The sequence below is a fragment of the Halomonas sp. B23F22_3 genome, assembly GCF_043496965.1.
GTDB lineage: Bacteria > Pseudomonadota > Gammaproteobacteria > Pseudomonadales > Halomonadaceae > Halomonas.
The window spans coordinates 135,915-158,111 of the sequence record NZ_JBIEKG010000008.1; the positions used below are offsets into that span (position 1 = coordinate 135,915).

20 protein-coding genes are annotated in these 22,197 nt (G+C 65.3%); 17 read left to right on the forward strand and 3 right to left on the reverse strand.

The features are described 5' to 3' along the window. The first annotated feature begins 36 nt into the window (after positions 1-36). From proB to ACGTNG_RS17925, 13 genes are all read left to right on the forward strand, one after another. Positions 37-1,176, forward strand: a complete 1,140-nt coding sequence (gene proB / locus ACGTNG_RS17865) for a glutamate 5-kinase (RefSeq protein ID WP_394797843.1) — start codon at positions 37-39, stop codon at positions 1,174-1,176. 282 nt (positions 1,177-1,458) lie between these two features. Further along, positions 1,459-1,725, forward strand: coding sequence for a 30S ribosomal protein S20 (rpsT, locus tag ACGTNG_RS17870; protein WP_152484961.1), 267 nt, complete (start codon positions 1,459-1,461; stop codon positions 1,723-1,725). Positions 1,726-1,930: 205 nt separating this feature from the next. Next, the gene (murJ, locus tag ACGTNG_RS17875) at positions 1,931-3,454 is read left to right on the forward strand and encodes a murein biosynthesis integral membrane protein MurJ (RefSeq protein WP_394797866.1); all 1,524 of its coding nucleotides are present in this window, start codon (positions 1,931-1,933) and stop codon (positions 3,452-3,454) included. A 147-nt stretch (positions 3,455-3,601) separates the two neighbouring features. Beyond that, entirely contained in the window at positions 3,602-4,732 is a 1,131-nt protein-coding gene (gene ribF, locus ACGTNG_RS17880) for a bifunctional riboflavin kinase/FAD synthetase (protein WP_394797844.1), read from the forward strand. A 10-nt stretch (positions 4,733-4,742) separates the two neighbouring features. Beyond that, positions 4,743-7,580 carry an isoleucine--tRNA ligase gene (gene ileS / locus ACGTNG_RS17885; protein WP_394797845.1) on the forward strand — a complete coding sequence of 946 codons (2,838 nt, stop codon included), beginning with the start codon at positions 4,743-4,745 and terminating at the stop codon, positions 7,578-7,580. A gap of 21 nt (positions 7,581-7,601) precedes the next feature. Further along, the gene (gene lspA / locus ACGTNG_RS17890; protein ID WP_394797846.1) at positions 7,602-8,153 is read left to right on the forward strand and encodes a signal peptidase II; all 552 of its coding nucleotides are present in this window, start codon (positions 7,602-7,604) and stop codon (positions 8,151-8,153) included. Between the two features lie 108 nt (positions 8,154-8,261). After that, positions 8,262-8,723 (forward strand): FKBP-type peptidyl-prolyl cis-trans isomerase, encoded by a 462-nt coding sequence (gene fkpB / locus ACGTNG_RS17895; RefSeq protein WP_394797847.1) that lies wholly within the window; start codon positions 8,262-8,264, stop codon positions 8,721-8,723. A gap of 41 nt (positions 8,724-8,764) precedes the next feature. Then, positions 8,765-9,733, forward strand: a complete 969-nt coding sequence (gene ispH / locus ACGTNG_RS17900) for a 4-hydroxy-3-methylbut-2-enyl diphosphate reductase (RefSeq protein ID WP_394797848.1) — start codon at positions 8,765-8,767, stop codon at positions 9,731-9,733. A 286-nt stretch (positions 9,734-10,019) separates the two neighbouring features. Further along, complete coding sequence (locus ACGTNG_RS17905) at positions 10,020-10,445, forward strand: type IV pilin protein (protein ID WP_394797849.1); 426 nt, start codon at positions 10,020-10,022, stop codon at positions 10,443-10,445. Between the two features lie 4 nt (positions 10,446-10,449). Then, the gene (locus ACGTNG_RS17910) at positions 10,450-10,899 is read left to right on the forward strand and encodes a GspH/FimT family pseudopilin (RefSeq protein WP_394797850.1); all 450 of its coding nucleotides are present in this window, start codon (positions 10,450-10,452) and stop codon (positions 10,897-10,899) included. A gap of 36 nt (positions 10,900-10,935) precedes the next feature. Continuing rightward, positions 10,936-11,376, forward strand: a complete 441-nt coding sequence (gene pilV, locus ACGTNG_RS17915) for a type IV pilus modification protein PilV (RefSeq protein WP_394797851.1) — start codon at positions 10,936-10,938, stop codon at positions 11,374-11,376. Continuing rightward, positions 11,373-11,942, forward strand: a complete 570-nt coding sequence (locus ACGTNG_RS17920) for a PilW family protein (protein ID WP_394797852.1) — start codon at positions 11,373-11,375, stop codon at positions 11,940-11,942. The genes pilV and ACGTNG_RS17920 overlap by 4 nt, the downstream gene beginning before the upstream one ends. 38 nt (positions 11,943-11,980) lie before the next feature. Beyond that, entirely contained in the window at positions 11,981-13,420 is a 1,440-nt protein-coding gene (locus ACGTNG_RS17925) for a pilus assembly PilX family protein (protein WP_394797853.1), read from the forward strand. A 52-nt stretch (positions 13,421-13,472) separates the two neighbouring features. Here the strand turns inward: ACGTNG_RS17925 and ACGTNG_RS17930 are convergent, their stop codons facing one another. Beyond that, a complete protein-coding gene (locus ACGTNG_RS17930; protein WP_394797854.1) occupies positions 13,473-14,018 on the reverse strand; it encodes a GspH/FimT family pseudopilin in 546 nt (181 codons plus the stop codon). A 209-nt stretch (positions 14,019-14,227) separates the two neighbouring features. Then, positions 14,228-14,500 carry a PP0621 family protein gene (locus tag ACGTNG_RS17935; protein WP_394797855.1) on the reverse strand — a complete coding sequence of 91 codons (273 nt, stop codon included), beginning with the start codon at positions 14,498-14,500 and terminating at the stop codon, positions 14,228-14,230. A 101-nt stretch (positions 14,501-14,601) separates the two neighbouring features. On the opposite strand from ACGTNG_RS17935, the gene ACGTNG_RS17940 reads away from it, so the two are divergent. Continuing rightward, the gene (locus tag ACGTNG_RS17940; protein WP_394797856.1) at positions 14,602-16,233 is read left to right on the forward strand and encodes an NAD+ synthase; all 1,632 of its coding nucleotides are present in this window, start codon (positions 14,602-14,604) and stop codon (positions 16,231-16,233) included. Between the two features lie 100 nt (positions 16,234-16,333). Here the strand turns inward: ACGTNG_RS17940 and ACGTNG_RS17945 are convergent, their stop codons facing one another. Beyond that, the gene (locus ACGTNG_RS17945; RefSeq protein WP_394797857.1) at positions 16,334-17,146 is read right to left on the reverse strand and encodes an outer membrane protein assembly factor BamD; all 813 of its coding nucleotides are present in this window, start codon (positions 17,144-17,146) and stop codon (positions 16,334-16,336) included. 125 nt (positions 17,147-17,271) lie between these two features. On the opposite strand from ACGTNG_RS17945, the gene rluD reads away from it, so the two are divergent. The 3 genes from rluD (at position 17,272) to clpB (ending at position 21,770) form a co-directional block, all read left to right on the forward strand. Further along, a complete protein-coding gene (gene rluD, locus ACGTNG_RS17950) occupies positions 17,272-18,231 on the forward strand; it encodes a 23S rRNA pseudouridine(1911/1915/1917) synthase RluD (RefSeq protein WP_394797858.1) in 960 nt (319 codons plus the stop codon). Positions 18,232-18,255: 24 nt separating this feature from the next. After that, positions 18,256-19,011 (forward strand): peptidoglycan editing factor PgeF, encoded by a 756-nt coding sequence (gene pgeF, locus ACGTNG_RS17955; protein WP_394797859.1) that lies wholly within the window; start codon positions 18,256-18,258, stop codon positions 19,009-19,011. 161 nt (positions 19,012-19,172) lie between these two features. Further along, entirely contained in the window at positions 19,173-21,770 is a 2,598-nt protein-coding gene (clpB, locus tag ACGTNG_RS17960; protein ID WP_394797860.1) for an ATP-dependent chaperone ClpB, read from the forward strand. The last annotated feature ends 427 nt before the right edge of the window (positions 21,771-22,197 follow it).

The window sequence follows — 22,197 nt, forward strand, 5'->3', positions numbered from 1 at the left end:
CGGGCCAGCGCCCGCCGACGGTGAACCGAGGGTCGGATGGAACGCAACGAGCAGGTGATCGGTCGCGAGGCGCTCAAGCGCGCCCGCCGGGTGGTGGTGAAGATCGGCAGCGCGCTGCTGACCAACGACGGTCGCGGCCTCGACGAGGCGGCCATCGGCGGCTGGGTCGACCAGATCGCCGAGCTGCACCGCCGCGGCATCGAGGTGGTGCTGGTCTCGTCCGGCGCCGTGGCGGCCGGCATGGTGCGCCTGGGCTGGCAGGTGCGCCCCTCGGCAGTGCACGAGCTGCAGGCCGCGGCGGCGGTGGGGCAGAACGGCCTCACCGAGTGCTATGAGGGCCACTTCGCCCGCCATGACCTGCTGACCGCCCAGGTGCTGCTCACCCACGACGACCTCTCCAACCGCAAGCGCTACCTCAATGCGCGCTCGGCGCTGCGAACCCTGGTGGGCCTGCGGGTGGTGCCGGTGGTCAACGAGAACGACACCGTGGTCACCGACGAGATCCGCTTCGGCGACAACGACACCCTCGGTGCCCTGGTCGCCAACCTGCTCGAGGCGGATGCCCTGGTGATCCTCACCGACCAGGAGGGGCTCTTCGATGCTGACCCGCGCAGCAACCCCGCGGCGACGCTGATCGCCGAAGGGCGCGCCGACGATCCGAGCCTGGCCGCGGTGGCCGGCGGCGGCGGTGCGCTCGGGCGCGGCGGCATGACCACCAAGGTGCGGGCGGCCCGGCTGGCGGCCCGCTCCGGGGCGGTCACGGTGATCGCCAGCGGGCGCCAGCCGACGGTGCTCACGCGGCTGGCCGAGGGCGAGCGGCTGGGCACCCTGCTGCTGCCGGAGCAGGCGCCGATGGCGGCGCGCAAGCGCTGGCTGGCGGGGCAGCTGCAGGTGCGCGGCAGCCTGGTCCTGGACGCCGGGGCGGTCAAGGTGCTCCAGGGCAGCGGCTCCAGCCTGTTGGCAGTGGGTGTGACCGGCGTCAGCGGCGAGTTCCGCCGTGGCGACATGGTGCTCTGCGTCGATGAGCGTGGTCATCGCGTGGCCAAGGGGCTGGTCAACTACGGCGCCGACGAGGCCCGCCTGCTGGTCGGCAAGCCGAGCCACCAGATCGAGGCCATCCTCGGCTACATGGAGGCGCCGGAGCTGATCCACCGCGACAACCTGGTGGTGCTCTAGGGGAGCTCCAGGGCGCCGCCGGGTAACCCGATGCTTCGCCTGGGCCGCGCGCGGCGCGGGCTGGCGGCATTTGGGCTGCCGGCGTTCAGGGCTGGCAAGCCCTGGGGGCGCGTGATAGGATACGCCATCCTCTCAGACACGGCCCGTAGACGATGGCGCACCAGCGCGCCGTCGGGAAAGATGGCCAGGCCGGCGGGGATTTTTTTATTTCCCTGTTGGATCAAAACGTTATCAAATGCCACCCGCAGTCGGTGGCAACAACTTTCTCCAAGGAGACAGTCAGTGGCTAACAGCAAGCAAGCCCGTAAGCGTGCCCGTCAGGCAGAAGGTCGTCGTGTACTGAAGGCGAGCCAGCGCAGCATGGTTCGTACCTACGTCAAGCGCGTCATCAAGGCCATCCAGAGCGGTGACCACGGCCAGGCGATGGACGCCTTCAAGGCGGCGCAGCCGGTCATCGACCGCATCGCCGACAAGGACGTGATGTCCAAGCGCAAGGCCGCTCGCATGAAGAGCCGTCTGAACAAGCGCATCAAGGCACTCGCGGCGTAAGCCGGTCGAGCGCCAGCAGAAAAACCGGCTGCGGCCGGTTTTTTTGTGTCCGCTATTCTTGTCGAGCGCGCCGCATGAGGAGCAGACGGTGATGGATCACGAGCCACCCCCCGAGTCCCGGGACGACAAGCCCACCGCGCCCGGCGCCGCCACCCCGGCGGTCGCCGACGACGACCGCGCCGTGGCGCCCAAGGCGGGCGGCCTGATGCGCTCGGGCCTGGTCGTCAGCGTGATGACCATGCTCTCGCGGGTCATGGGGTTGGTGCGCGACGTGGTGATCGCGACCCTGTTCGGGGCCGGCGACGGCGCGGACGCCTTCTTCGTCGCCTTCAAGATCCCCAACTTCCTGCGCCGGCTGTTCGCCGAGGGCGCCTTCAACCAAGCCTTCGTGCCGGTGCTCTCGGAATACGCCACCCGGGGCAGCAAGCGCGAGGTGAAGGAGCTGCTCGACGCCGTGGCCGGCAGCCTCACGGCGGTGCTGGCGCTGATCACGGCGCTGGCGATGCTGGCCGCCCCCTGGCTGGTGTGGGCCTTCGCGCCCGGTTTCGGCCGCGACCCGGAAAAGCTGGCGCTGACCGCCGACATGCTGCGCCTGACCTTTCCCTACCTGCTGCTGATCTCGCTGACGGCCTTCGCCGGCAGCACGCTCAATACCTGGAACCGCTTCGCCGTGCCGGCCTTCACGCCGGTACTGCTCAACCTGTCGCTGATCGGGGCCGCGCTGCTGCTGACGCCGCTGTTCGCCGAGCCGGCGATGGCGCTTGCCTGGGGCGTGCTGATCGCCGGCGGCGCCCAGCTCGCCTTCCAGGTGCCCTTCCTGGCGCGGCTGGGGTTGCTGCCGCGGCCCTGGCCCGACTTCGCCCACAGCGGGGTGCGGCGCATCCTCAGGCTGATGGCGCCGGCGCTGTTCGGGGTCTCGGTGTCGCAGATCAACCTGCTGCTCGACACGGTGCTGGCCTCGCTCTTGGCCGCGGGCAGCGTCTCCTGGCTCTACTACTCGGATCGCCTGGTGGAGCTGCCGCTCGGCGTGTTCGGCATCGCCATCGGCACGGTGATCCTGCCGGCGCTCTCGAGGCGCCACGCCGAGCAGTCCGGCGAGCACTTCGCGGCGATGCTCGACTGGGCGCTGCGCACCGTGCTGCTGCTCGGCCTGCCCGCCGCCCTGGCGCTGTCCGTGCTGGCCGAGCCGCTGCTGATCTCGCTGTTCCACTACGGTGCCATGACCGAGCGCGACATCACCATGGCCGCCATGAGCCTGCGCGCTTATGCCGTCGGCCTGGTGGCATTCATGCTGATCAAGGTGCTGGCGCCGGGGTTCTTCGCTCGCCAGGACACCAAGACCCCGGTCAAGGTCGGCATCGTCGCCATGGTCGCCAACATGGTCTTCAACCTGATCCTGATCTGGCCGCTGGCCCACGCCGGCCTGGCGCTCGCCACGGCGCTCTCGGCCTTCCTCAACGCCGGACTGCTCGGCTGGCTGCTCAGAAAGCAGGGCGTGCTGGTCTTCCAGCCGGGCTGGGGGCGCTACGCGGTGCAGCTGCTCGGTGGCTGCGCGGTGATGGGCCTGGCGCTCTGGTGGCTGGCCCCGGACTGGCAGGCCTGGCTCGAGTGGAGTGTCTGGAGCCGTGCCGCCTGGATGGCAGCGCTGGTGGCGGCCGGCGCGGCGGTCTACTTCGCCTGGCTGGCGGCCTTCGGGATGCGCCTTCACCACTTCCGGATGAAGGGGTAGCGGTTCGAGCCGGGCCGGGAGCGCCGTCAATCGGCGTGCCGGCACCGATCCCCGAGTGATCGCGGGGAAAGACCAAGCCGCGCCGGCTGTCAAGGGGCCCTCGGTCCGTTATAATCGGACACTTTATTTCCCAGCGTGATGACGCCCATGCGAGTGATTCGAGGTCTGCACAACCTGCGCGACGAGGGTCGCGGCTGCGTGGCCACCATCGGCAACTTCGATGGCGTCCATCGCGGGCACCGGGCGATCCTCGAGCAGTGCCGCGAGCAGGCCGCCCGGCTCGGCCTGCCGGTGACCGTGGTGGTCTTCGAGCCCCAGCCGCGGGAGTTCTTCGCCGGCGCCCAGGCGCCGCCCCGGCTGACCCGGCTGCGCGACAAGGTGGCGCTGCTCGGCGAGTGCGGCGTCGACCGCATCCTCTGCCTGCCCTTCAACGACGCCCTGCGCAGCCTCACCGCCGGCGAGTTCATCGACCGCGTGTTGATCGACGGGCTCGGCGTGCGCCACCTGGTGGTGGGCGACGATTTCCGCTTCGGCTGCGACCGGCGCGGCGACTTCCACCTGCTGACCGAGGTGGGGCAGGCGCGGGGCTTCGGCGTCGAGCACACCCGCACCTTCACCATCGCCGACGAGCGCGTCTCCAGCACCCGGGTGCGCACCCTGCTGGCCAGCGGCAATTTCGCCGCCGCCGCGCGCCTGCTGGGCCGCCCCTATCGGCTGGGCGGCCGGGTGGTGCCGGACCGCCAGCTAGGTCGCACCATCGGCGTGCCCACCGCCAACCTGCCCCAGCCGACCCACGCGTTGGCCCTGCAGGGCGTCTATGCGGTGGTCACCGAGCTGTCCGATGGCCGGAGACGCAATGGCGTGGCCAACATCGGCTGGCGTCCCACGGTGGGAAGCGAGCGGCCGGTGCTCGAGGTGCACCTGTTCGACTTCGAGGGTGACCTCTACGGCGAGCGCCTGACGGTGCTGCCCTGCGCCAAGCTGCGCGGCGAGGTGAAGTTCGCGCACTTCGAGGCGTTGAAGGCGCAGATTCGCGCCGACCTCGCGCGGGCCCGGGACTACTTTCGACGGCACCCCACTGACGGTGCGGACGGTCTACAGCACCCCGCTGCCGGTGCCGATTTTCTACAGCACCCCGCTGCCGGTGCCCAATTGGCGGCTGCCTCGGTGGGCGACACGCACGACGATTCTCTTCCTCTGGCATCGGCGCCGCTGGCGCGCGAGGCCGTGACTTCCGATTCCTCGGCGGGTGAGCCCGCCGACCACGACGACGGCTGACCCCCAGGATATGAGCGACTACAAGCACACTCTGAACCTGCCAGAAACCGACTTCCCCATGCGCGGCATGCTGCCCAAGCGCGAGCCCGCCCGGGTGGAACAGTGGAAGGAGATGGATCTCTACCATCGCCTGCGCGAGGAGCGCCAGGGCAGGGAACTCTTCGTGCTCCACGACGGCCCTCCCTACGCCAACGGCAGCATCCACCTGGGGCATGCGCTCAACAAGATCCTCAAGGACATCATCGTCAAGTCGAAGAACCTGGCCGGCTTCGATGCGCCCTACGTACCCGGTTGGGACTGCCACGGCCTGCCCATCGAGCACAAGGTCGAGACCACCCACGGCAAGCACCTCGAGCCCGAGCAGGCCCGCGCACTGTGCCGCGAGTACGCCGCCGAGCAGATCGAGGACCAGCGTCAGGGCTTCATCCGCCTGGGCGTGATCGGCGACTGGGACAACCCCTACCGCTCCATGGACTTCGTCAACGAGGCGGGCGAGATCCGGGCGCTGGCCGACATGGTCGAGGCGGGCTACGTCTTCAAGGGCCTCAAGCCCGTCAACTGGTGCTTCGACTGCGGCTCGGCCCTGGCCGAGGCCGAGGTGGAGTATCAGGACAAGAAGTCCGACGCCATCGACGTCGCCTTCCCGATCGAGGACGCCGACCGCCTGGCCGCCGCCTTCGGCCTCGAGGCGCTGCCCAAGGCCGCCGCGGTGGTGATCTGGACCACCACGCCCTGGACCATCCCGGCCAACCAGGCGCTGAACATGCACCCGGACTTCACCTACGCCCTGGTGGATACCGGCGAGCGGCTGCTGGTGCTGGCCGAGGAGCTGGTCGAATCCTGCCTGTCGCGCTACGGCCTGGAGGGCGAGGTACTCGCCACGGCCAAGGGCGAGGCCTTCGACGGTATCCGCTTCCGCCACCCCTTCTATGATCGCCTGTCGCCGGTCTACCTGGCCGATTACGTGGAGAGCGAGGTGGGCAGCACCGGCATCGTCCACTCGGCCCCGGCCTACGGCGTCGACGACTTCGTCACCTGCCGCGCCCACGGCATGAGCTTCGACGAGATCGAGAGCCCGGTGCAGGGCAACGGCGTCTACGTCGATGACCTGCCGTTCTTCGGCGGCCAGATGATCTGGAAAGCCAACCCGCAGATCGTCGCCAAGCTCGAGGAAGTCGGCGCGCTGATGGTCCACACGCCGATCGTGCACAGCTACATGCACTGCTGGCGCCACAAGACGCCGGTGATCTACCGCGCCACCGCCCAGTGGTTCGTGGGCATGGACGTGGCGGGCAAGGACGGCCGCACCCTGCGCGAGCGGGCGCTGGACGGCATCGAGTCCACCGCCTTCACCCCCGCCTGGGGCAAGGCGCGCCTGCACAGCATGATCGCCAACCGCCCGGACTGGTGCATCTCGCGCCAGCGCAACTGGGGTGTGCCGATCCCGTTCTTCCTGCACAAGGCCACCGGCGAGCTGCATCCGCGCACCGTCGAACTGATGGAGGAGGCCGCCCAGCGCGTCGAGGCCGAGGGCATCGACGCCTGGTTCCGCCTCGACCCCGCCGAGCTGCTGGGCGAGGAGGCCGCCGACTACGAAAAGGTCACCGACACCCTGGACGTCTGGTTCGACTCCGGCACCACCCACAAGCACGTGCTGCGCGGCTCGCACCCCCACGGCCACGCCGAGGGGCCGATCGCCGATCTCTACCTGGAGGGCTCCGACCAGCACCGCGGCTGGTTCCACTCCTCACTGCTCACCGGCGCCGCCATCGACGGTCACGCCCCCTACCGGCAGCTGCTCACCCACGGCTTCACCGTGGACGAGAAGGGCCGCAAGCAGTCCAAGTCGCTGGGCAACGTGGTCGCCCCCCAGGCGGTGATGGACAAGCTGGGGGCCGACATCCTGCGCCTGTGGGTCGCCTCCACCGACTACTCCGGCGAGATGGCGGTCTCCGACGAGATCCTCAAGCGCACCGCCGACGTCTACCGGCGCATCCGCAACACCTCGCGCTTCCTGCTGGCCAACCTCAACGGCTTCGCGCCCGAGCGTGACGTGCTGCCCTTCGACGAAATGCTGGCCCTGGACCAGTGGGTGGTCGATCGCGCCGCCCAGCTGCAGGCGCGCATCGAGGTCGCCTATAAGGAGTACCGCTTCCTCGACGTCTATCAGCAGGTGCACGGCTTCTGCGCCCGGGAGCTCGGCGGCTTCTACCTGGACGTGATCAAGGATCGCCAGTACACCACCCAGGCCGATTCCGTGGCGCGTCGCAGCGCCCAGACAGCGCTCTACCACGTGGTCGAGGCGCTCTCGCGCTGGGTGGCGCCGATCCTCTCCTTCACCGCCGAGGAGATCTTCGAGAACATCCCCGGCACGCGCGGCGACAGCGTGCTGCTCGAGGAGTACTACACCGGGCTCGACACCCTGGCGGATGACGCCGCCATGGGGCGCGACTTCTGGGAGCGGGTGCTCGAGGTCAAGCAGGCCGTCAACAAGTGCCTGGAGGACGCCCGCAACGCCAAGGCGATCAAGGGCAGCCTGGCCGCCGAGGTCACCCTTTATGTTGACGACACCCTGCGCCAGACCCTGACCCGGCTGGGCGACGAGCTGCGCTTCGTGATGCTGACCAGCGAGGTGCGACTGGCGCCGCTCGCCGAGGCGAGTGAGGCGGCCGAGGCCACCGAACTCGCGGGGCTGAAGGTGTCCGTGGCCGAGAGCGCCAATGGCAAGTGCGAGCGCTGCTGGCACCATCGCGAGGACGTAGGTGCTCACGCCGAGCATCCGGACCTCTGCGGTCGCTGCATCAGCAACCTGCCGGACGGCCCCGGCGAGACGCGCCACTTTGCCTAAGGTCCAGCGAGGAGAGAGTCGATGTCCCAGCAAGGCGAGGCGCGCATGAGTGAGCAACAGTCTGGTCAGGATCACACGGCGCCCATGCGCCAGCCGCTGCGCTGGCTGTGGCTGGCCGTGGCGGTGATCGTGCTGGATCTCGGCACCAAGTACCTGGCCAGTGGGCTGCTCGACTATGCCCGGCCGGTGGAGGTGCTGCCGTTCTTCAACCTGACGCTGCTGCACAATACCGGCGCGGCCTTCAGCTTCCTCGCCGGCCACCCCGGCTGGCAGCGCTGGCTGTTCGCCGCCATCGCCGTGGGGGCGAGCATCGGCCTGACGCTGTGGATGCGCCGCCTGAAGGCCGACGAGACGCTGCTCGGCGTGTCGCTCGGGCTGATCATCGGCGGCGCGCTGGGCAACCTCTACGACCGGCTGGTGCACGGCTATGTGGTGGATTTCCTCTCCTTCCACGTGGCCGGCTGGTACTACCCGGCCTTCAACGTGGCGGACATCGGTATCACCCTTGGCGCCATCGGGTTGATCTGGGAGTCGCTCTTCGCCGAGCGCCGCCGGGCTCGGCGGCGCGGTTGAGAAGCCGGCCCGGTGCCCCGATATCCCGATCATCGACACGCAGATGACCGTGACCCTTGACCACGCTTCGCCCGCACCTAGTGCACGCACCCCAGCGAGAGACACGCCATGAGTAACCAGGAATCCCCGGAACTTCGCATCGACGAGGGCATGGAAGTGACCCTTCACTTCACCCTCAGCCTGGAAGACGGCACCGTGGTGGACTCCACCCGCGACAAGGCACCCGCGACGTTCCAGATGGGCGACGGCAACTTGCCGCCCGGCTTCGAACACCCGCTCAAGGGGCTCTCCGCCGGAGAGAGCGGCACCTTCGAGATCACGCCGGAACACGCCTTCGGCCAGCACAATCCGCAGAACATCCAGCTGCTCAAGCGTGAGGACTTCGAGAGCCACGCGCCGGAAGTGGGCATGGTGATGTCCTTCGCCGATGCCGCCGGCGGCGAGTTGCCCGGCGTGATCAAGCGCATCGAGGGCGAGCAGGTCGAGGTGGATTTCAATCATCCGCTGGCAGGGCGTACCCTGACCTTCGAGGTGGAAGTGCTGGACGTGAAGCCCGCCACTACCCACTGACGTTTCACCGAAGCGATGCGCACGCATCAAGGCAAGGCCCCATGCAACCCAATCCCATCCAGATCAAGCTGGCCAATCCGCGCGGCTTCTGTGCCGGCGTCGACCGCGCCATCGAGATCGTCAACGGCGCGCTGGACGTCTTCGGTCCGCCGATCTACGTGCGTCACGAGGTGGTGCATAACCGCTTCGTGGTGGATAGCCTGCGCGAGCGGGGCGCGGTGTTCGTCGAGGAGCTTCACGAGGTGCCCGACGACGTCATCGTGATCTTCTCCGCCCACGGCGTCTCCCGCGCCGTGCAGCAGGAGGCCGAGGAACGCGGCCTCAAGGTGTTCGACGCCACCTGCCCGCTGGTCACCAAGGTGCACATGGAGGTGCTGCGCTACGCCCGTCGCGGCCAGGAGTGCATCCTGATCGGCCACGAGGGCCACCCCGAGGTGGAGGGCACCATGGGGCGCTACGACACCTCCTATGGTGGCCAGATCTACCTGGTCGAGGACGAGGCCGACGTCGCCAGACTCGAGGTCAAGGATCCCAGCCGGCTCGCCTTCGTCACCCAGACCACGCTCTCCATGGACGATACCGCCCGGGTGATCGACGCCCTGCGCGCCAAGTTCCCCGAGATCGAGGGGCCGCGCAAGGACGACATCTGCTACGCCACCCAGAACCGTCAGGATGCGGTGCGCGAGCTGGCCGCCGGCAGCGACCTGGTGCTGGTGGTGGGCAGCCCCAACAGCTCCAACTCCAACCGCCTGCGCGAGCTCTCCGAGCGGGTCGGCACCCAGGCCTACCTGATCGACAGCGCCGACCAGGTCGACCCAGCTTGGCTCGAGGCCGTGAGCGCGATCGGCGTGACCGCCGGCGCCAGCGCCCCCGAGGTGCTCGTCGAGGGTGTGATCGAGCGGCTGCAGGCGCTGGGCGCCACCGCCCCCGAGGAACTCGCCGGCCGCGAGGAGACCATCACCTTCTCCATGCCGCGGGAGTTGCGCGAGCGAGTGATCGCCAGCGAGTAGCAACTCCTACCCGCGCCTCAACAGAAACGCCGCCGTCATGTGAGTGACGGCGGCGTTTCTGCATTCTAGGGTAGGAGCCTGGGAGGCTCCGCTTGCCGAGCGCTCATCGCGCCGTGACGATGGCGCTCAACAGCCAGCGGCTTCCCGGCGCGCACTCCTTTAGTGGCGGGTATGCAGGAGGCGGCTCAGCCCGGCCGCATGGCATTTTTGGTCCCGTACCCTACCGGAGACTCACGTCTTGATACATACTGAAACAAATGCATCGTCCCGCAGGGATACGTCACGCATGACCTTCGACACCCCCCAACGCAGGCCCCAGCGCCCGACAGGCACCGCCCGGCCAGGCGACGGCTTCACGCTTATCGAATTGCTGATCGCGGTCGCCGTGATCGGGATTCTGGCTGCTGTTGCCTACCCCAGTTATACCCAGTATGTGGAGCGGGCCAAGCGGACAGATGCCCATGCGGGCCTGAATCAAGCCGCAGGCACACTGGAACGCTGTTACACGGTTTACAGCGCATATAACAATGCCGGATGTGCCTTGGTCAATGGAGATACTCTGGATTCACCGGAGGAATATTACACAATCACGGTCACTAGTAGTGCGTCGGCTTATACTTTAACGGCTTCTCTTGATTCTGGGAGTGATGGTTGTAGCGCCGATATCACGTTAGATAATACTGGCAGTAAACTGCCTGCGGCATGCTGGTAAAGCAATGAAAAAAAAAGGTTTTACTCTCATCGAGCTCTTGGTCGCCTTGGCGGTGGCGGTGATCCTGGCGACGGTGGCTGTTCCAAATTTTCAGGGTCTCATTTCAAGAAATCGCCTGGCGGCTGATTTCAACCATGTTCTGGCAGGGTTGAATTATGCCAGAAGTGAGGCTGTAAAGCGTCGGGAAGATGTCACAGTCAGTATTTCGGGAGCCTGGCAGGTGCAAGTCACACATTTGGTTAGTGGAGCAGCTACGACCTTGAAGACGTTATCGTCAGATGATGGAGATGTGGTAATCAGTTCTGCTACGCCAGATCCTTTTATCATCACTTTTAATGAGTTGGGAAGAGCTAGCTGCCCTATAGGAACACCATGCACTATGACGCTTAAATATCAAGGTGGAGATAGTGAGACATTGCAGGTGAATTCGGCAGGCATGGTTATCAGACCATAATTAAAACTTCTTGAGTATGCGCGCGGAGAGATGAATGTGAGTGCTAAGATAAGTGAGGGTTTTACCCTGATCGAAGCCCTGATCGCCATCCTGGTGCTGTCCCTAGGTCTCTTGGGAGTTGCCGCTATGCAACTCAATGCGATGCAAAGCTCTCATGTTTCTTATCAGCGATCAATTGCGACGCTTGCGGCACAAGATGCAGTGGAACGGCTTTGGGCCGAGTTGGGCGATGCTTCAAACCCAGGGGTATGTCCAGATGCGGCATCCGTGACAACTATCAATGCTGACTGGAATGCTCAGTGGAGCACTCTGCTCCCTATTTCTGATGCGACGCCTATCTCTGCTACGGACTGCGAGTATGTCATTAGTATTCAATGGAATGACGCACGATTCGATGAGAATCAGGATGGAACTTCTGATTCAGTCTCGAGTCTTGCCTACGTCGTAGAACTCCCGGGTAGGATGGTGTCACCATGAAGATGAAAATAGTTTGTTATTATCAGCGTGGCTTTAGCTTGGTAGAGCTCATGATCGCGCTAGTGATAGGGTTGTTGGTGGTGTTTGGGGCGACGCAAATATTCACCTCAGGGAAGCGATCCTACGAACAGGCTAGTTTATTAAATCAGCGCCAAGAGACCTTGCGATATCTGGTTGATGTTATGGCCCAAGATATTAGAACTGCCGATCCCTTGTCGGCGGCATCCAGTGATGGCTCCAGCTTGACGCTAGATTATTCTGAGTCTCGCGAAAGTGATGCATATTGCAGTGGTGACGATCTAGATCAATTGGTTTATTCGCAGCAGAACGGCAGTTTGGATCTTGAAGTCAGCTGCATAGATGCCGGCGGTGCAGTGACAACCGTAGAGCAATCCATAATCAATGGCATTGTGGATGCGTCATTTAATTTGAGTTTAGACTCAGGGGTTGTGAACAATAAGGTTTATGTGGATATCGGCTTGTCGCTGGTTCCTATTGATGGTCAGCCGGATGCTTTTACGTTTCGAGTCACAAACCGAGCTTCAGCAGTGTCGAGGTTTGAGTGATGGCATGTGGCTGCAGGCCATGATGTGAGGGTCGAAAAATGAAGAAGATAAATAGGCAAAGTGGTGCGGCACTGATTGTTAGCTTGGTGCTGATGGTCATAGCATTGCTATTAAGTTTGTCGAGTTTTCAGTCCTCACGCCTGGAAGAGCAGATGGCTGGCAATTACCGTGCATCGGCTTCGGCCTTGATGGCGGCTGAATACGGCGGTTCAGAGGCATGGAAGCTGTTTCTTAATGGTGCCCCAAACTGCGGAGTCTCTGGATGGCCTGCGGGGTATCAGGATATCGCGACTTCAGAAGTGGATGCAGCCTATAATATCAGTTGTTCTCAGAAAACGGATGCAGCGGGAAATGCATTGTATGGTCGGTACGTGATCGCCAGTACTGGCCGCGTCAACTCTAATGACTCCATTTTTCGCAATTTGCAATTCGAAACCCACTTGGGGATAGGGCCGGGGGCGCCTATCGTGGCTGCGGAAGACGAAGGAGAGTGCGATCCTGATAGCCTGATATTCGAGCCCCCAAGCTCCAATGCTGAAATAACGGGTGAAGAAGATATTGACGGCAACAACAGAGCTGCGATTCAAGTCGCTTGCACTCAGATTGCTGAAAATGTTGTAGACGAAATCATACCTAATAATGCGACAGTAGAAGAAAGTTCAGAGTATGATGCTGCGACTGATACCTACACCTGCGTGGACGATAATGGGAACAACCGGCTTTGTAACTATCAAGGCGGCGTGCAAGGCGGTATAGATGTCGAAGCGCTGACCGATGCCAATCTCCTTGCGACATTCCTTAGTGCGCTGAAGTCAAATGCAGGTACATCAGCGCAGGACTATTTCCCTTCCTCGGATGAGTTTTCGGAAACGGGTAGTGTTTACTTTATCAGCCATGGTGACGATCTGACTGGCATAGATACTGATGCGAATGGACGTCCGACATTTAATCATTCAGGTGATCTCGATGGAAGTGGCGTTTTAGTGATTGATGGAAATGTTGACTTCAGAGGCGTGCCAAGTTTTGATGGCCTGATCATTGTTCTGGGAGATTATGTTGTTTCTGGAGGCGGCGGTGGAGAGTTTAACGGTTCAGTGGTGTCGGCGCCAATCGATCTTAAGAACCAAGATGTGTATCAAGTAGATTCCGATGGAGATGTGGTGCTTGACGGTAATGGGGAATCTATAGTTGAAAGCACTACCACCACCGAGTCTGAAGGAGGGAATGAGCTTGATTGCGGGTCTAGCTGTGTCTTTGCAGACAAGACGATCGCCATCGGTGGGGGCGGGACCTCGTTGTATAACTTCGATGATGACGTCTTGCTGGATGCGTTTTCCTTGATATCTGATGTGACTATTCAGTACGATACAGACGATGATGGCTCTGATGAGACGCTGAGTATCGTTGATCTCTGGGGGGTGGACGGTGTCGGTCTGGGAGATAATTACTATATAGCGTCTTGGCTGGAAAGTATCTAGTCCCGGTTTGCAATATAATATACTGTTAAGCCGTTCTCATTTGGGGCGGTATTTAGTTCTGGCAAGAAGTGCTTTGCTCTGTTCTCGTTCTGCCCATGTTGTTGAGGATTATCTTCAATCCATTACCTTCGTGTCCGCAGATCTCGAAGGTGCCGTTATGTCCTCGTGCCCAACCAGTGGCCTGGTATCGGACGGGATAACTACGGTTGAAGGTTACTGTTGAACCTGAACTTCCCTCCAGCACTTTGAGCAACTCGCCATCTGTCAGGTCTCCGCTGGTCGCCTGACCCATCACTATGACGAGCGGATGTGACCAGTCCCTGAAATCGCAGTTTGTACTGCTGGGCGTCGGCCGAGAGCATACGGAGATCGTCGTTCGCCTCGTCACCGCCGTGCTCCTCGCTAGTGCCAGCGCCGTCCTGATGCGCATCACCTCGGCGGCGACCTCGTTGCGGGCGGTGAAGTTTTGGAAGCTGGGCACGCCCATGGTCGCGATGACGGCAAGCACGGCGATAGTGACGAGCAGCTCGATCAGCGTGAGGCCGTCGTGGCGGGAAGGGGAAGAACGACGCGAAGCAAAGCGGGTAGCAGGGCGCATGGAGCCTCCCGGCGATGGCCTGATCGATGAGGTCACTCTTCAGGCTAGCCGGGCGGTCTATCTCCGCCGTAGGCGATATCGTACAGGCGCTGTGCGCTAAGAAGACAAGGACGGCGACGTGTTCCTCTATAAGTAACGCGCTTCTCGTCGCCGTGAGAAGTGCCGGTCGTGAGGGGAGGACATGAGCCAGCGACTGGCTTGGCTTGTCCCTAGTCGTCCTTGCTCTGTTCTTCCGTCTGCTCCGAGAGGTACTTGTCCCGATGGTCGCCGGAGCAGAACCACTCACCGCGCTCACGCAGGGCGTCGTCCTCGGGCAGGTGCACCTGGCACCAGCGACAGCGAACCATGCGGTTGCCCGAAGCGTCGCCCTCCTGCTGCGGGCCTTCGCGGTCCAGTTTCCACTCGCGGTACATGCGGTAGAGCTTGAGGCCGGCGACGAACAGCACGGCGAAGATGATCAGGCGAATCAGCAACAGGTTCATTCCTTGTGCGTCTCCCAGGTGGGGGTGGCCGGCTTTGCCACTCGGCCGCCCTTGCGGGACAATGGCGACTGTCCATCGATTCTCGAGAGATTTCCAAGCCCATGCAAGACCTGACCCTGGTGATGGCTCAGCTCGACCCGCTGGTCGGTGATGTTCCCGGCAACGCCGACCGCGCCATCGAGACGGTACGCGAGGCACGCATCGAGCATGGTGCCGACATCGTGGTGCTGCCCGAGCTCTTCCTGACCGGCTACCCGCCGGAGGACCTGCTGCTGCGCCCCTCCATGGAGACCCGCCTGCGCCACGCCCGCGCCCGCATGGCCGAGAAGATGGCCCGCGACGTCATGGTCATCGTCGGCTACCCGGGGCGCCGGGAGGGCGAGAACTGGAACCTGGCCGGCGTGCTCTACAACGGCGAGTGGCTCGGCGAATACGCCAAGCAGGCGCTGCCCAACTACGAGGTGTTCGACGAGCAGCGCTACTTCGCCACCGGCAGCCAGCCGCTGGTGATCGAGCACAAGGGGGCCAAACTCGGCATCCTGATCTGCGAGGACATCTGGAGCGAGACGCCGGTGCGCCAGGCGCGCGACGCCGGCGCCGAGATTCTCGTCACCCTCAACGCCTCGCCCTTCCACCAGGACAAGCCCGCCGAACGCCTGGCGCTGCTCGAGGCGCGGGCCCGCGAGGTGGCGCGGCCCATCGTCTACGTCAACCAGATCGGCGGGCAGGACGAGCTGGTCTTCGACGGCGGCTCGGCCTGTGTGAATGCCCAGGGCGAGCTGATGGTCCAGGCGCCCCACTGGGCGGTGGGCCTGATGCCGGTCGCCTTCGTGCGCGAGCAGGGGCGTTGGGTGCCGCGCGCCGGCGAGACCGAGCCCGAGGTAGCGCCGGAGGAGAACCTCTACTGCGCGCTGGTCACTGGGCTTCGCGACTACGTCAACAAGAGCGGCTTCGAGGGCGTGGTGCTGGGGCTCTCCGGCGGCATCGACTCGGCGCTGTCGCTGGCCATCGCGGTCGATGCCCTGGGGCCGCAGCGGGTCCACGCGGTGATGATGCCCTACCACTACACGGCGGACATCTCCAAGCAGGACGCCGCCGAGCAGGCGAAGCTGCTCGGCGTGGAGTACGAAGTGATGCCCATCGAGCCGATGGTCGAGGCCTTCATGTCGACGCTGGCCGAGAGCTTCGCCGGTACCGAGCGCGACACCACCGAGGAGAACCTGCAGTCGCGCTGCCGCGGCGTGCTGCTGATGGCGATCTCCAACAAGAAGGGCCTGATGGTGCTGACCACCGGCAACAAGAGCGAGATGGCGGTCGGCTACGCCACCCTCTACGGCGACATGGTCGGCGGCTACAACGCCATCAAGGACGTCTACAAGACCTGGGTCTACCGCCTGGCCCGCTGGCGCAACACCGAGTCGCCGGCGATCCCGGAGCGGGTCATCGAACGGCCGCCCTCCGCGGAGCTCGCCCCCGACCAGCAGGATAGCGATAGCCTGCCGGACTACGACGTGCTCGATGCCATCCTGGTGCGCTACATCGAGGGTGACATGAGCGCCGAGGCGATCATCGCGGCGGGCTTCGATCGCGAAGACGTCTACAAGGTGGTCAAGCTGGTGGATCGCTGCGAGTACAAGCGCCGCCAGGCGCCGGTGGGGGTGCGCGTCACCCGCCGCGGCTTCGGCCGCGATCGTCGCTACCCCATCGTCAACGGCTGGCAGCCCGGCGACTAGAGCAAGCCCCACCCGCCCACGAAAACGCCGCTACCCGAGAGGGTGGCGGCGTTGTGGTGTTCGGCGAGCGACGGCGTGTGCCGTTGCCGGGCGGCGCGGCTCAGGCCGAGAGCGACTCGGCCTTGACGTGCTGCGGCCGGAAGGTGCGGCCGCGCAGCCGGTCGTGGTTCGGGGCGTTGTCGATCAGTACCTGCAGGGTCTCGCGGGCCCGGTCACGCATCTCGAGGCCGAGGTAGCCCTCGACCATCGTCGCCAGGGCGTCGCGGCTGGCTTCCGTCTGCGGATAGTTCTCCAGCACCCAGCGCCCCCGCTCCACGGCGGCGAGATAGGCGCCCTTGCGCAGGTAGAAGTCGGCCACGTGCAGTTCGTGGCGCGCCAGAACGTTGCGCAGGTAGACGATGCGCTGCTGGGCGTCCGGGGCGTACTGGCTGCTCGGGTAGCGCTGGATCAGCTCGCTGAAGTCGGCGTAGGCATCGCGGGTAGCGCCCACGTCGCGCTTGGAGATGTCGATGAGGCGCAGGCGCTCGAGGCTGAAGCGGCCCGCCTGCCAGGCGGCCAGGCCGCGCATGTAGTAGGCATAGTCGACCTGGGGATGATCCGGATGCAGGCGGATGAAGCGGCTCGCCGCGGCCCGGGCGTTCTCCCAGTCGTCGGTCTGGTAGTAGGCGTAGATCAGCTCCAGCTGGGCCTGCTCGGCGTGCTCGCCGAAGGGGAAGCGGGTGTCGATGGCCTCGAGCCGGTTGATCGCCGTGGTGTAGCTGCTCTCTTCGAGGGCCTCGCGTCCCTCCTCGTAGAGCTGGCGTTCGGCGACGCCGTCGAGTTCCTCTTCCTCGGGGGTGCCGGCACAGCCGGCCAGCAGGGCGCCGGCCAGTATCAGAACGGCCAGGCGAGCGGGGGAGGTGATAACGCGCATCGTGATCCTCGTGTCTAACAACCCGGGCGGCCGTGATAGAATCGGCCGATATCCGCCCACTATAAAGCACCTTGCGGCGAAACGCAGTCATCGCACCCGGTGCGCACGGAGCCCCGTTCCGACCCATGTCCCAGACCCTCGAAGCCCAGCACCGTGTTCCCGAACGCATGGCGGGCCTACGCCTCGATCAGGCCGCCGCCGAGCTCTTCGCCGACTTTTCCCGGGAGCGGCTCAAGTCCTGGATCAAGAACGGCGCCCTGACCCTCGATGGCCAGCCGGCCAAGCCCAAGGACAAGGTCTACGGCGGCGAGGCCCTGGTACTCGCCGCCGAGATCGAGGACGACACCCGCTTCGAGCCCGAGGACATCCCGCTGACGGTGGTGTACGAGGACGAGGCGGTGCTGGTGATCGACAAGCCGCCCGGCCTCGTGGTCCATCCCGCGGCCGGCAACCCCGACGGCACCCTGCTCAACGCGCTGCTGCACCACGATCCCGGGCTGGCGGCGATTCCCCGGGCGGGCATCGTGCACCGCCTGGACAAGGACACCAGCGGCCTGATGGTGGTGGCCAAGACCCTGGCCGCCCAGACGGCGCTGGTCGAGCAGCTGCAGGCGCGCAGCGTGTCGCGGGAGTACGATGCCGTGGTGGTCGGCGTGATGACCGCCGGCGGCACCGTGGATGCGCCCATCGGCCGCCACCCCCGCGACCGCAAGCGCCAGGCGGTGAACGCCTCGGGCAAGCCCGCGGTGACCCACTACCGGGTGGTGGAGCGTTTTCGCGCCCACACCCATGTGCGCTGCAAGCTCGAGACCGGCCGCACCCACCAGATCCGCGTCCACATGGCCCACATCCGCTATCCGCTGATCGGCGATCCCGTCTATGGGGGGCGCCTCAAGCTGCCGGCCGGCGCGGACGACCAGCTCAAGGAGATCCTGCGCGAATTCCCGCGTCAGGCGCTGCATGCCCGTAAGCTGGCCTTCGTGCATCCGGAAAGCGGCGAGCGGATGGCCTTCCGCGCGGCGTTGCCGGACGACCTGCTGATGCTGCTCGACTTCCTGCGCGAAGACGGCGAGACCATGCGCTAAGGCCTCCGTGCCAAGGACCCCGTGATGAGCGATACCTTCGACCTGCGCCCGACGCCGATCCTGCCCGACTGGCCCGCTCCGGAGAATGTCGCGGCCTTCGTCACCACCCGCGAGACCGGCCCCAGTCAGGGCGCCTTCGCCGCCTTCAATGCGGCCGATCACGTGGGCGATAACCCCGATCACGTGGCGCTGTGCCGTCGTCAGCTGGAGAAGGAGGTCGGCGACGACCGTCCGCTGCTGTGGCTCGATCAGGTGCACGGCGCCCGGGTGCAGCAGGCCTACTCCGATGCCAGGCCCGAGGCGGATGCCGCCGTGGCCATGAGCAGCGATTACGCCTGCGTGGTGCTTACCGCCGACTGCCTGCCGATCTTTCTCTGCGACCGGAACGGATCCCGCGTGGCGGCCATCCATGCGGGCTGGCGCGGGCTCGCCGGCGGCGTGATCGAGGCGACCGTCGGGGCGATGGGCCTGCCCCCGGAGGCGCTGATGGCCTGGCTGGGCCCGGCCATCTCCAACGCCCAGTTCGAGGTCGGGCCCGAGGTGCAGCAGGCCTTCGTCGGGGTGCACCCCGAGGCCGAGGCGGCCTTCGACCCGAGTCCCTATCGGCTCGGTCACTACATGGCCGACCTCTACAAGCTCGCCCGCCTGCGCCTGGAACGCCTCGGCGTGTCGCACATCAGCGGCGGTCACTTCTGCACCGCCTGCGAGCCGCGCTTCTACTCCCATCGCCGCGACGACGGCGTCACCGGCCGCATGGCCAGCGTGATCTGGCTGCGCTGACCGGCGGGCGTCGCGGTCTTGATCACCGTCAACTCCCGCCGTTCTTTCCCTGGCCGGCGACTTGAAAGCCGACCACGCTGACTCCATTGAAGCCCTCAAGACACATTGACAGGGCCACGCGGCGCGTCCGAACGCGCCGCCACCCCGATGGAGGAACTCCCATGCGATTCGACAAGTTCACCGCCAAGCTGCAGAACGCCGTGGCCGATGCCCAGTCCCTGGCCGTGGGCCGCGGTCACAACCAGCTGGAGCCCGGCCACCTGCTGCTGGCGCTGCTGGACGCCACCGATACCGGCGTCAAGGCGCTGGTGCAGAAGGCCGGTGCCGATGCCGCGCGGCTGCGCGACGGCCTGGTGGGCCATCTCGACGACCTGCCCAAGGTCGCCAACTTCGACGGCGAGGTGCAGCCCTCGCGCGACCTGATCAAGCTCTTCAACCTCACCGACCGCGAGGCCCAGAAGCGCGGCGATCAGTACATCGCAAGCGAATTGGTGCTGCTCGCCGCCCTGGAGATGGGCGGCGCGGTGACCAAGCTGCTGACCCAGGCCGGCATCACCCGCAAGACGCTGGAGGCCGCCGTCAACGGCGTGCGCGGCGGTGAAACGGTGGATGATCCCAACGCCGAGGACCAGCGCGAGGCGCTGGCCAAGTACACCCTGGACCTCAACGAGCGCGCCGCGAGCGGCAAGATCGACCCGGTGATCGGGCGCGACGACGAGATCCGCCGCACCATCCAGGTGCTGCAGCGGCGCACCAAGAACAACCCGGTGCTGATCGGCGAGCCCGGCGTCGGCAAGACCGCCATCGTCGAGGGACTCGCGCAGCGCATCGTCGACGGCGAGGTGCCGGAAGGCCTCAAGGACAAGCGCGTGCTCTCCCTGGACATGGGTGCGCTGCTGGCCGGCGCCAAGTTCCGCGGCGAGTTCGAGGAGCGCCTGAAGTCGGTGCTCAAGGAGCTGGCCCAGGAGGAGGGGCGGGTGATCCTGTTCATCGACGAGCTGCACACCATGGTCGGCGCCGGCAAGGCCGAGGGCTCCATGGACGCCGGCAACATGCTGAAGCCCGCCCTGGCCCGCGGTGAGCTGCACTGTGTGGGTGCCACCACCCTCGACGAGTATCGCAAGTACATCGAGAAGGACGCGGCGCTGGAGCGTCGCTTCCAGAAGGTGCTGGTCGACGAGCCCTCCGAGGAGGACACCGTGGCGATCCTGCGCGGCCTCAAGGAGCGCTACGAGGTGCACCACGGCGTCGACATCACCGACGGCGCAATCATCGCCGCGGCGAAGCTCTCGACCCGCTACATCACCGATCGCCAGCTGCCCGACAAGGCCATCGACCTGATCGACGAGGCCTCCTCGCGTATCCGCATGGAACTTGACTCCAAGCCCGAGGAGATGGATCGCCTCGATCGCCGGCTGATCCAGCTGAAGATGGAGCGCGAGCACCTCAAGAAGGAGACCGACGAGGCGTCGAAGAAGCGTCTCGAGGGGCTGGAGGAGCAGATCGAGGAGCTCGAGCGCGAGTACGCCGACCTCGACGAGATCTGGAAGGCCGAGAAGGCCAGCATCCAGGGGACGGCCCAGTTCAAGGACGAACTCGATCGCGCCCGCGTCGATCTGGAACAGGCCCGCCGCCAGGGCGACCTGGCGCGCATGTCCGAGATCCAGTACGGGGTGATTCCCGGCCTGGAGAAGAAGATCGCCGAGAGCGCGGAGGCCGAGGCCGATACCGCCAGGCACCAGCTGCTGCGCTCCAACGTCACCGAGGAGGAGATCGCCGAGGTGGTGTCGCGCTGGACCGGCATCCCGGTGGCCAAGATGCTCGAGGGCGAGCGCGACAAGCTGCTGCGCATGGAGGAGGCGCTGCACGAGCGGGTGATCGGCCAGGACGAGGCGGTCACCGCCGTGGCCAACGCCGTGCGCCGCTCCCGGGCCGGGCTCGCCGACCCCAACCGGCCGAACGGCTCCTTCCTGTTCCTCGGCCCGACCGGGGTGGGCAAGACCGAGCTGTGCAAGTCGCTGGCGAACTTCCTCTTCGACACCGAGGAGGCGATGGTGCGCATCGACATGTCCGAGTTCATGGAGAAGCACTCCGTGGCCCGGCTCATCGGCGCGCCTCCCGGCTACGTCGGCTACGAGGAGGGCGGCTACCTGACCGAGGCGGTGCGTCGCAAACCCTACTCGGTGCTGCTGCTCGATGAGGTGGAGAAGGCGCATGCCGACGTCTTCAACATCCTGCTGCAGGTGCTGGAGGATGGCCGCCTCACCGACGGCCAGGGGCGTACCGTGGACTTCCGCAACACGGTGATCGTGATGACCTCCAACATGGGCTCGGACATCATCCAGCGCATGGGGGGCGACGAAAGCGGCGATGCGGAGGCCAACTACGCCCAGATGAAGGAGATGGTGATGGCCGTGGTGGGCGATCACTTCCGCCCCGAGCTGATCAACCGCATCGACGAGGTGGTGGTGTTCCATGCCCTCGGCCAGGAGCAGATCCAGGCCATCGCCGGCATCCAGCTCGAGCGCCTGCGCGCACGCCTCGCCGAGCACGAGCTGTCGCTCGAGGTCAGCGACGCGGCCCTGGCACAGCTGGCGGTGGCCGGCTTCGACCCGGTGTTCGGCGCGCGACCGCTCAAGCGGGCGATCCAGAGCCGCATCGAGAACCCGCTGGCCCAGGACCTGCTGGCCGGCAAGTTTTCGCCCGGCGATGTGATCCGCGTCGAGGCGGAGGGCGACCAGCTGGTGTTCCAGAGCTGAGGGCCGGGCCGCCCTGGCCCCGCTCTCATCGAGCGCACAAAGCGCCACAAACCGCCACAAAGCGTTACCGTTACCGCCCGGCGCTCGGGCGGTAACGAACTAGAATGAAATTCAGGTTGCGTCCTGTAACCCCATTGCCCGTCGCTCCCCGTGAGCCGACGGGCTCTTTTATGGGCGCCATGCAATGGGCGCCATGCAAGGGGGCCATCCCGGCCCAACGTGATCTCCCCGACTTGCCGAATGCCCCGTCATGGGCTACCCACGCGGTTTCCGCGGTTGACACGCCAACAACGCTAATGGAATCTTGAGCGTTCCTGATACGGGCGCGGATGCCAGCGGGCCACCCCCCATCCCCCGCGCGAAGGGTAGGCCGAGTGCCTCTACCCGCCGAAGGACTTCCGGGTCCGGGCCAACCGCCCGGCCTGGC

Coding starts and splice junctions, on each gene's coding strand:
- clpB (WP_394797860.1), top strand. CDS start 19,173: ATGCGATTCGACAAGTTCACCGCCAAGCTGCAGAACGCCGTGGCCGAT.
- ACGTNG_RS17910 (WP_394797850.1), top strand. CDS start 10,450: ATGAAAAAAAAAGGTTTTACTCTCATCGAGCTCTTGGTCGCCTTGGCG.
- ACGTNG_RS17905 (WP_394797849.1), top strand. CDS start 10,020: ATGACCTTCGACACCCCCCAACGCAGGCCCCAGCGCCCGACAGGCACC.
- ACGTNG_RS17930 (WP_394797854.1), bottom strand. CDS start 14,018: ATGCGCCCTGCTACCCGCTTTGCTTCGCGTCGTTCTTCCCCTTCCCGC.
- lspA (WP_394797846.1), top strand. CDS start 7,602: ATGTCCCAGCAAGGCGAGGCGCGCATGAGTGAGCAACAGTCTGGTCAG.
- pgeF (WP_394797859.1), top strand. CDS start 18,256: ATGAGCGATACCTTCGACCTGCGCCCGACGCCGATCCTGCCCGACTGG.
- murJ (WP_394797866.1), top strand. CDS start 1,931: ATGCGCTCGGGCCTGGTCGTCAGCGTGATGACCATGCTCTCGCGGGTC.
- ACGTNG_RS17945 (WP_394797857.1), bottom strand. CDS start 17,146: ATGCGCGTTATCACCTCCCCCGCTCGCCTGGCCGTTCTGATACTGGCC.
- ribF (WP_394797844.1), top strand. CDS start 3,602: ATGCGAGTGATTCGAGGTCTGCACAACCTGCGCGACGAGGGTCGCGGC.
- ispH (WP_394797848.1), top strand. CDS start 8,765: ATGCAACCCAATCCCATCCAGATCAAGCTGGCCAATCCGCGCGGCTTC.
- ACGTNG_RS17920 (WP_394797852.1), top strand. CDS start 11,373: ATGAAGATGAAAATAGTTTGTTATTATCAGCGTGGCTTTAGCTTGGTA.
- ileS (WP_394797845.1), top strand. CDS start 4,743: ATGAGCGACTACAAGCACACTCTGAACCTGCCAGAAACCGACTTCCCC.
- rluD (WP_394797858.1), top strand. CDS start 17,272: ATGTCCCAGACCCTCGAAGCCCAGCACCGTGTTCCCGAACGCATGGCG.
- ACGTNG_RS17935 (WP_394797855.1), bottom strand. CDS start 14,500: ATGAACCTGTTGCTGATTCGCCTGATCATCTTCGCCGTGCTGTTCGTC.
- ACGTNG_RS17940 (WP_394797856.1), top strand. CDS start 14,602: ATGCAAGACCTGACCCTGGTGATGGCTCAGCTCGACCCGCTGGTCGGT.
- ACGTNG_RS17925 (WP_394797853.1), top strand. CDS start 11,981: ATGAAGAAGATAAATAGGCAAAGTGGTGCGGCACTGATTGTTAGCTTG.
- proB (WP_394797843.1), top strand. CDS start 37: ATGGAACGCAACGAGCAGGTGATCGGTCGCGAGGCGCTCAAGCGCGCC.
- fkpB (WP_394797847.1), top strand. CDS start 8,262: ATGAGTAACCAGGAATCCCCGGAACTTCGCATCGACGAGGGCATGGAA.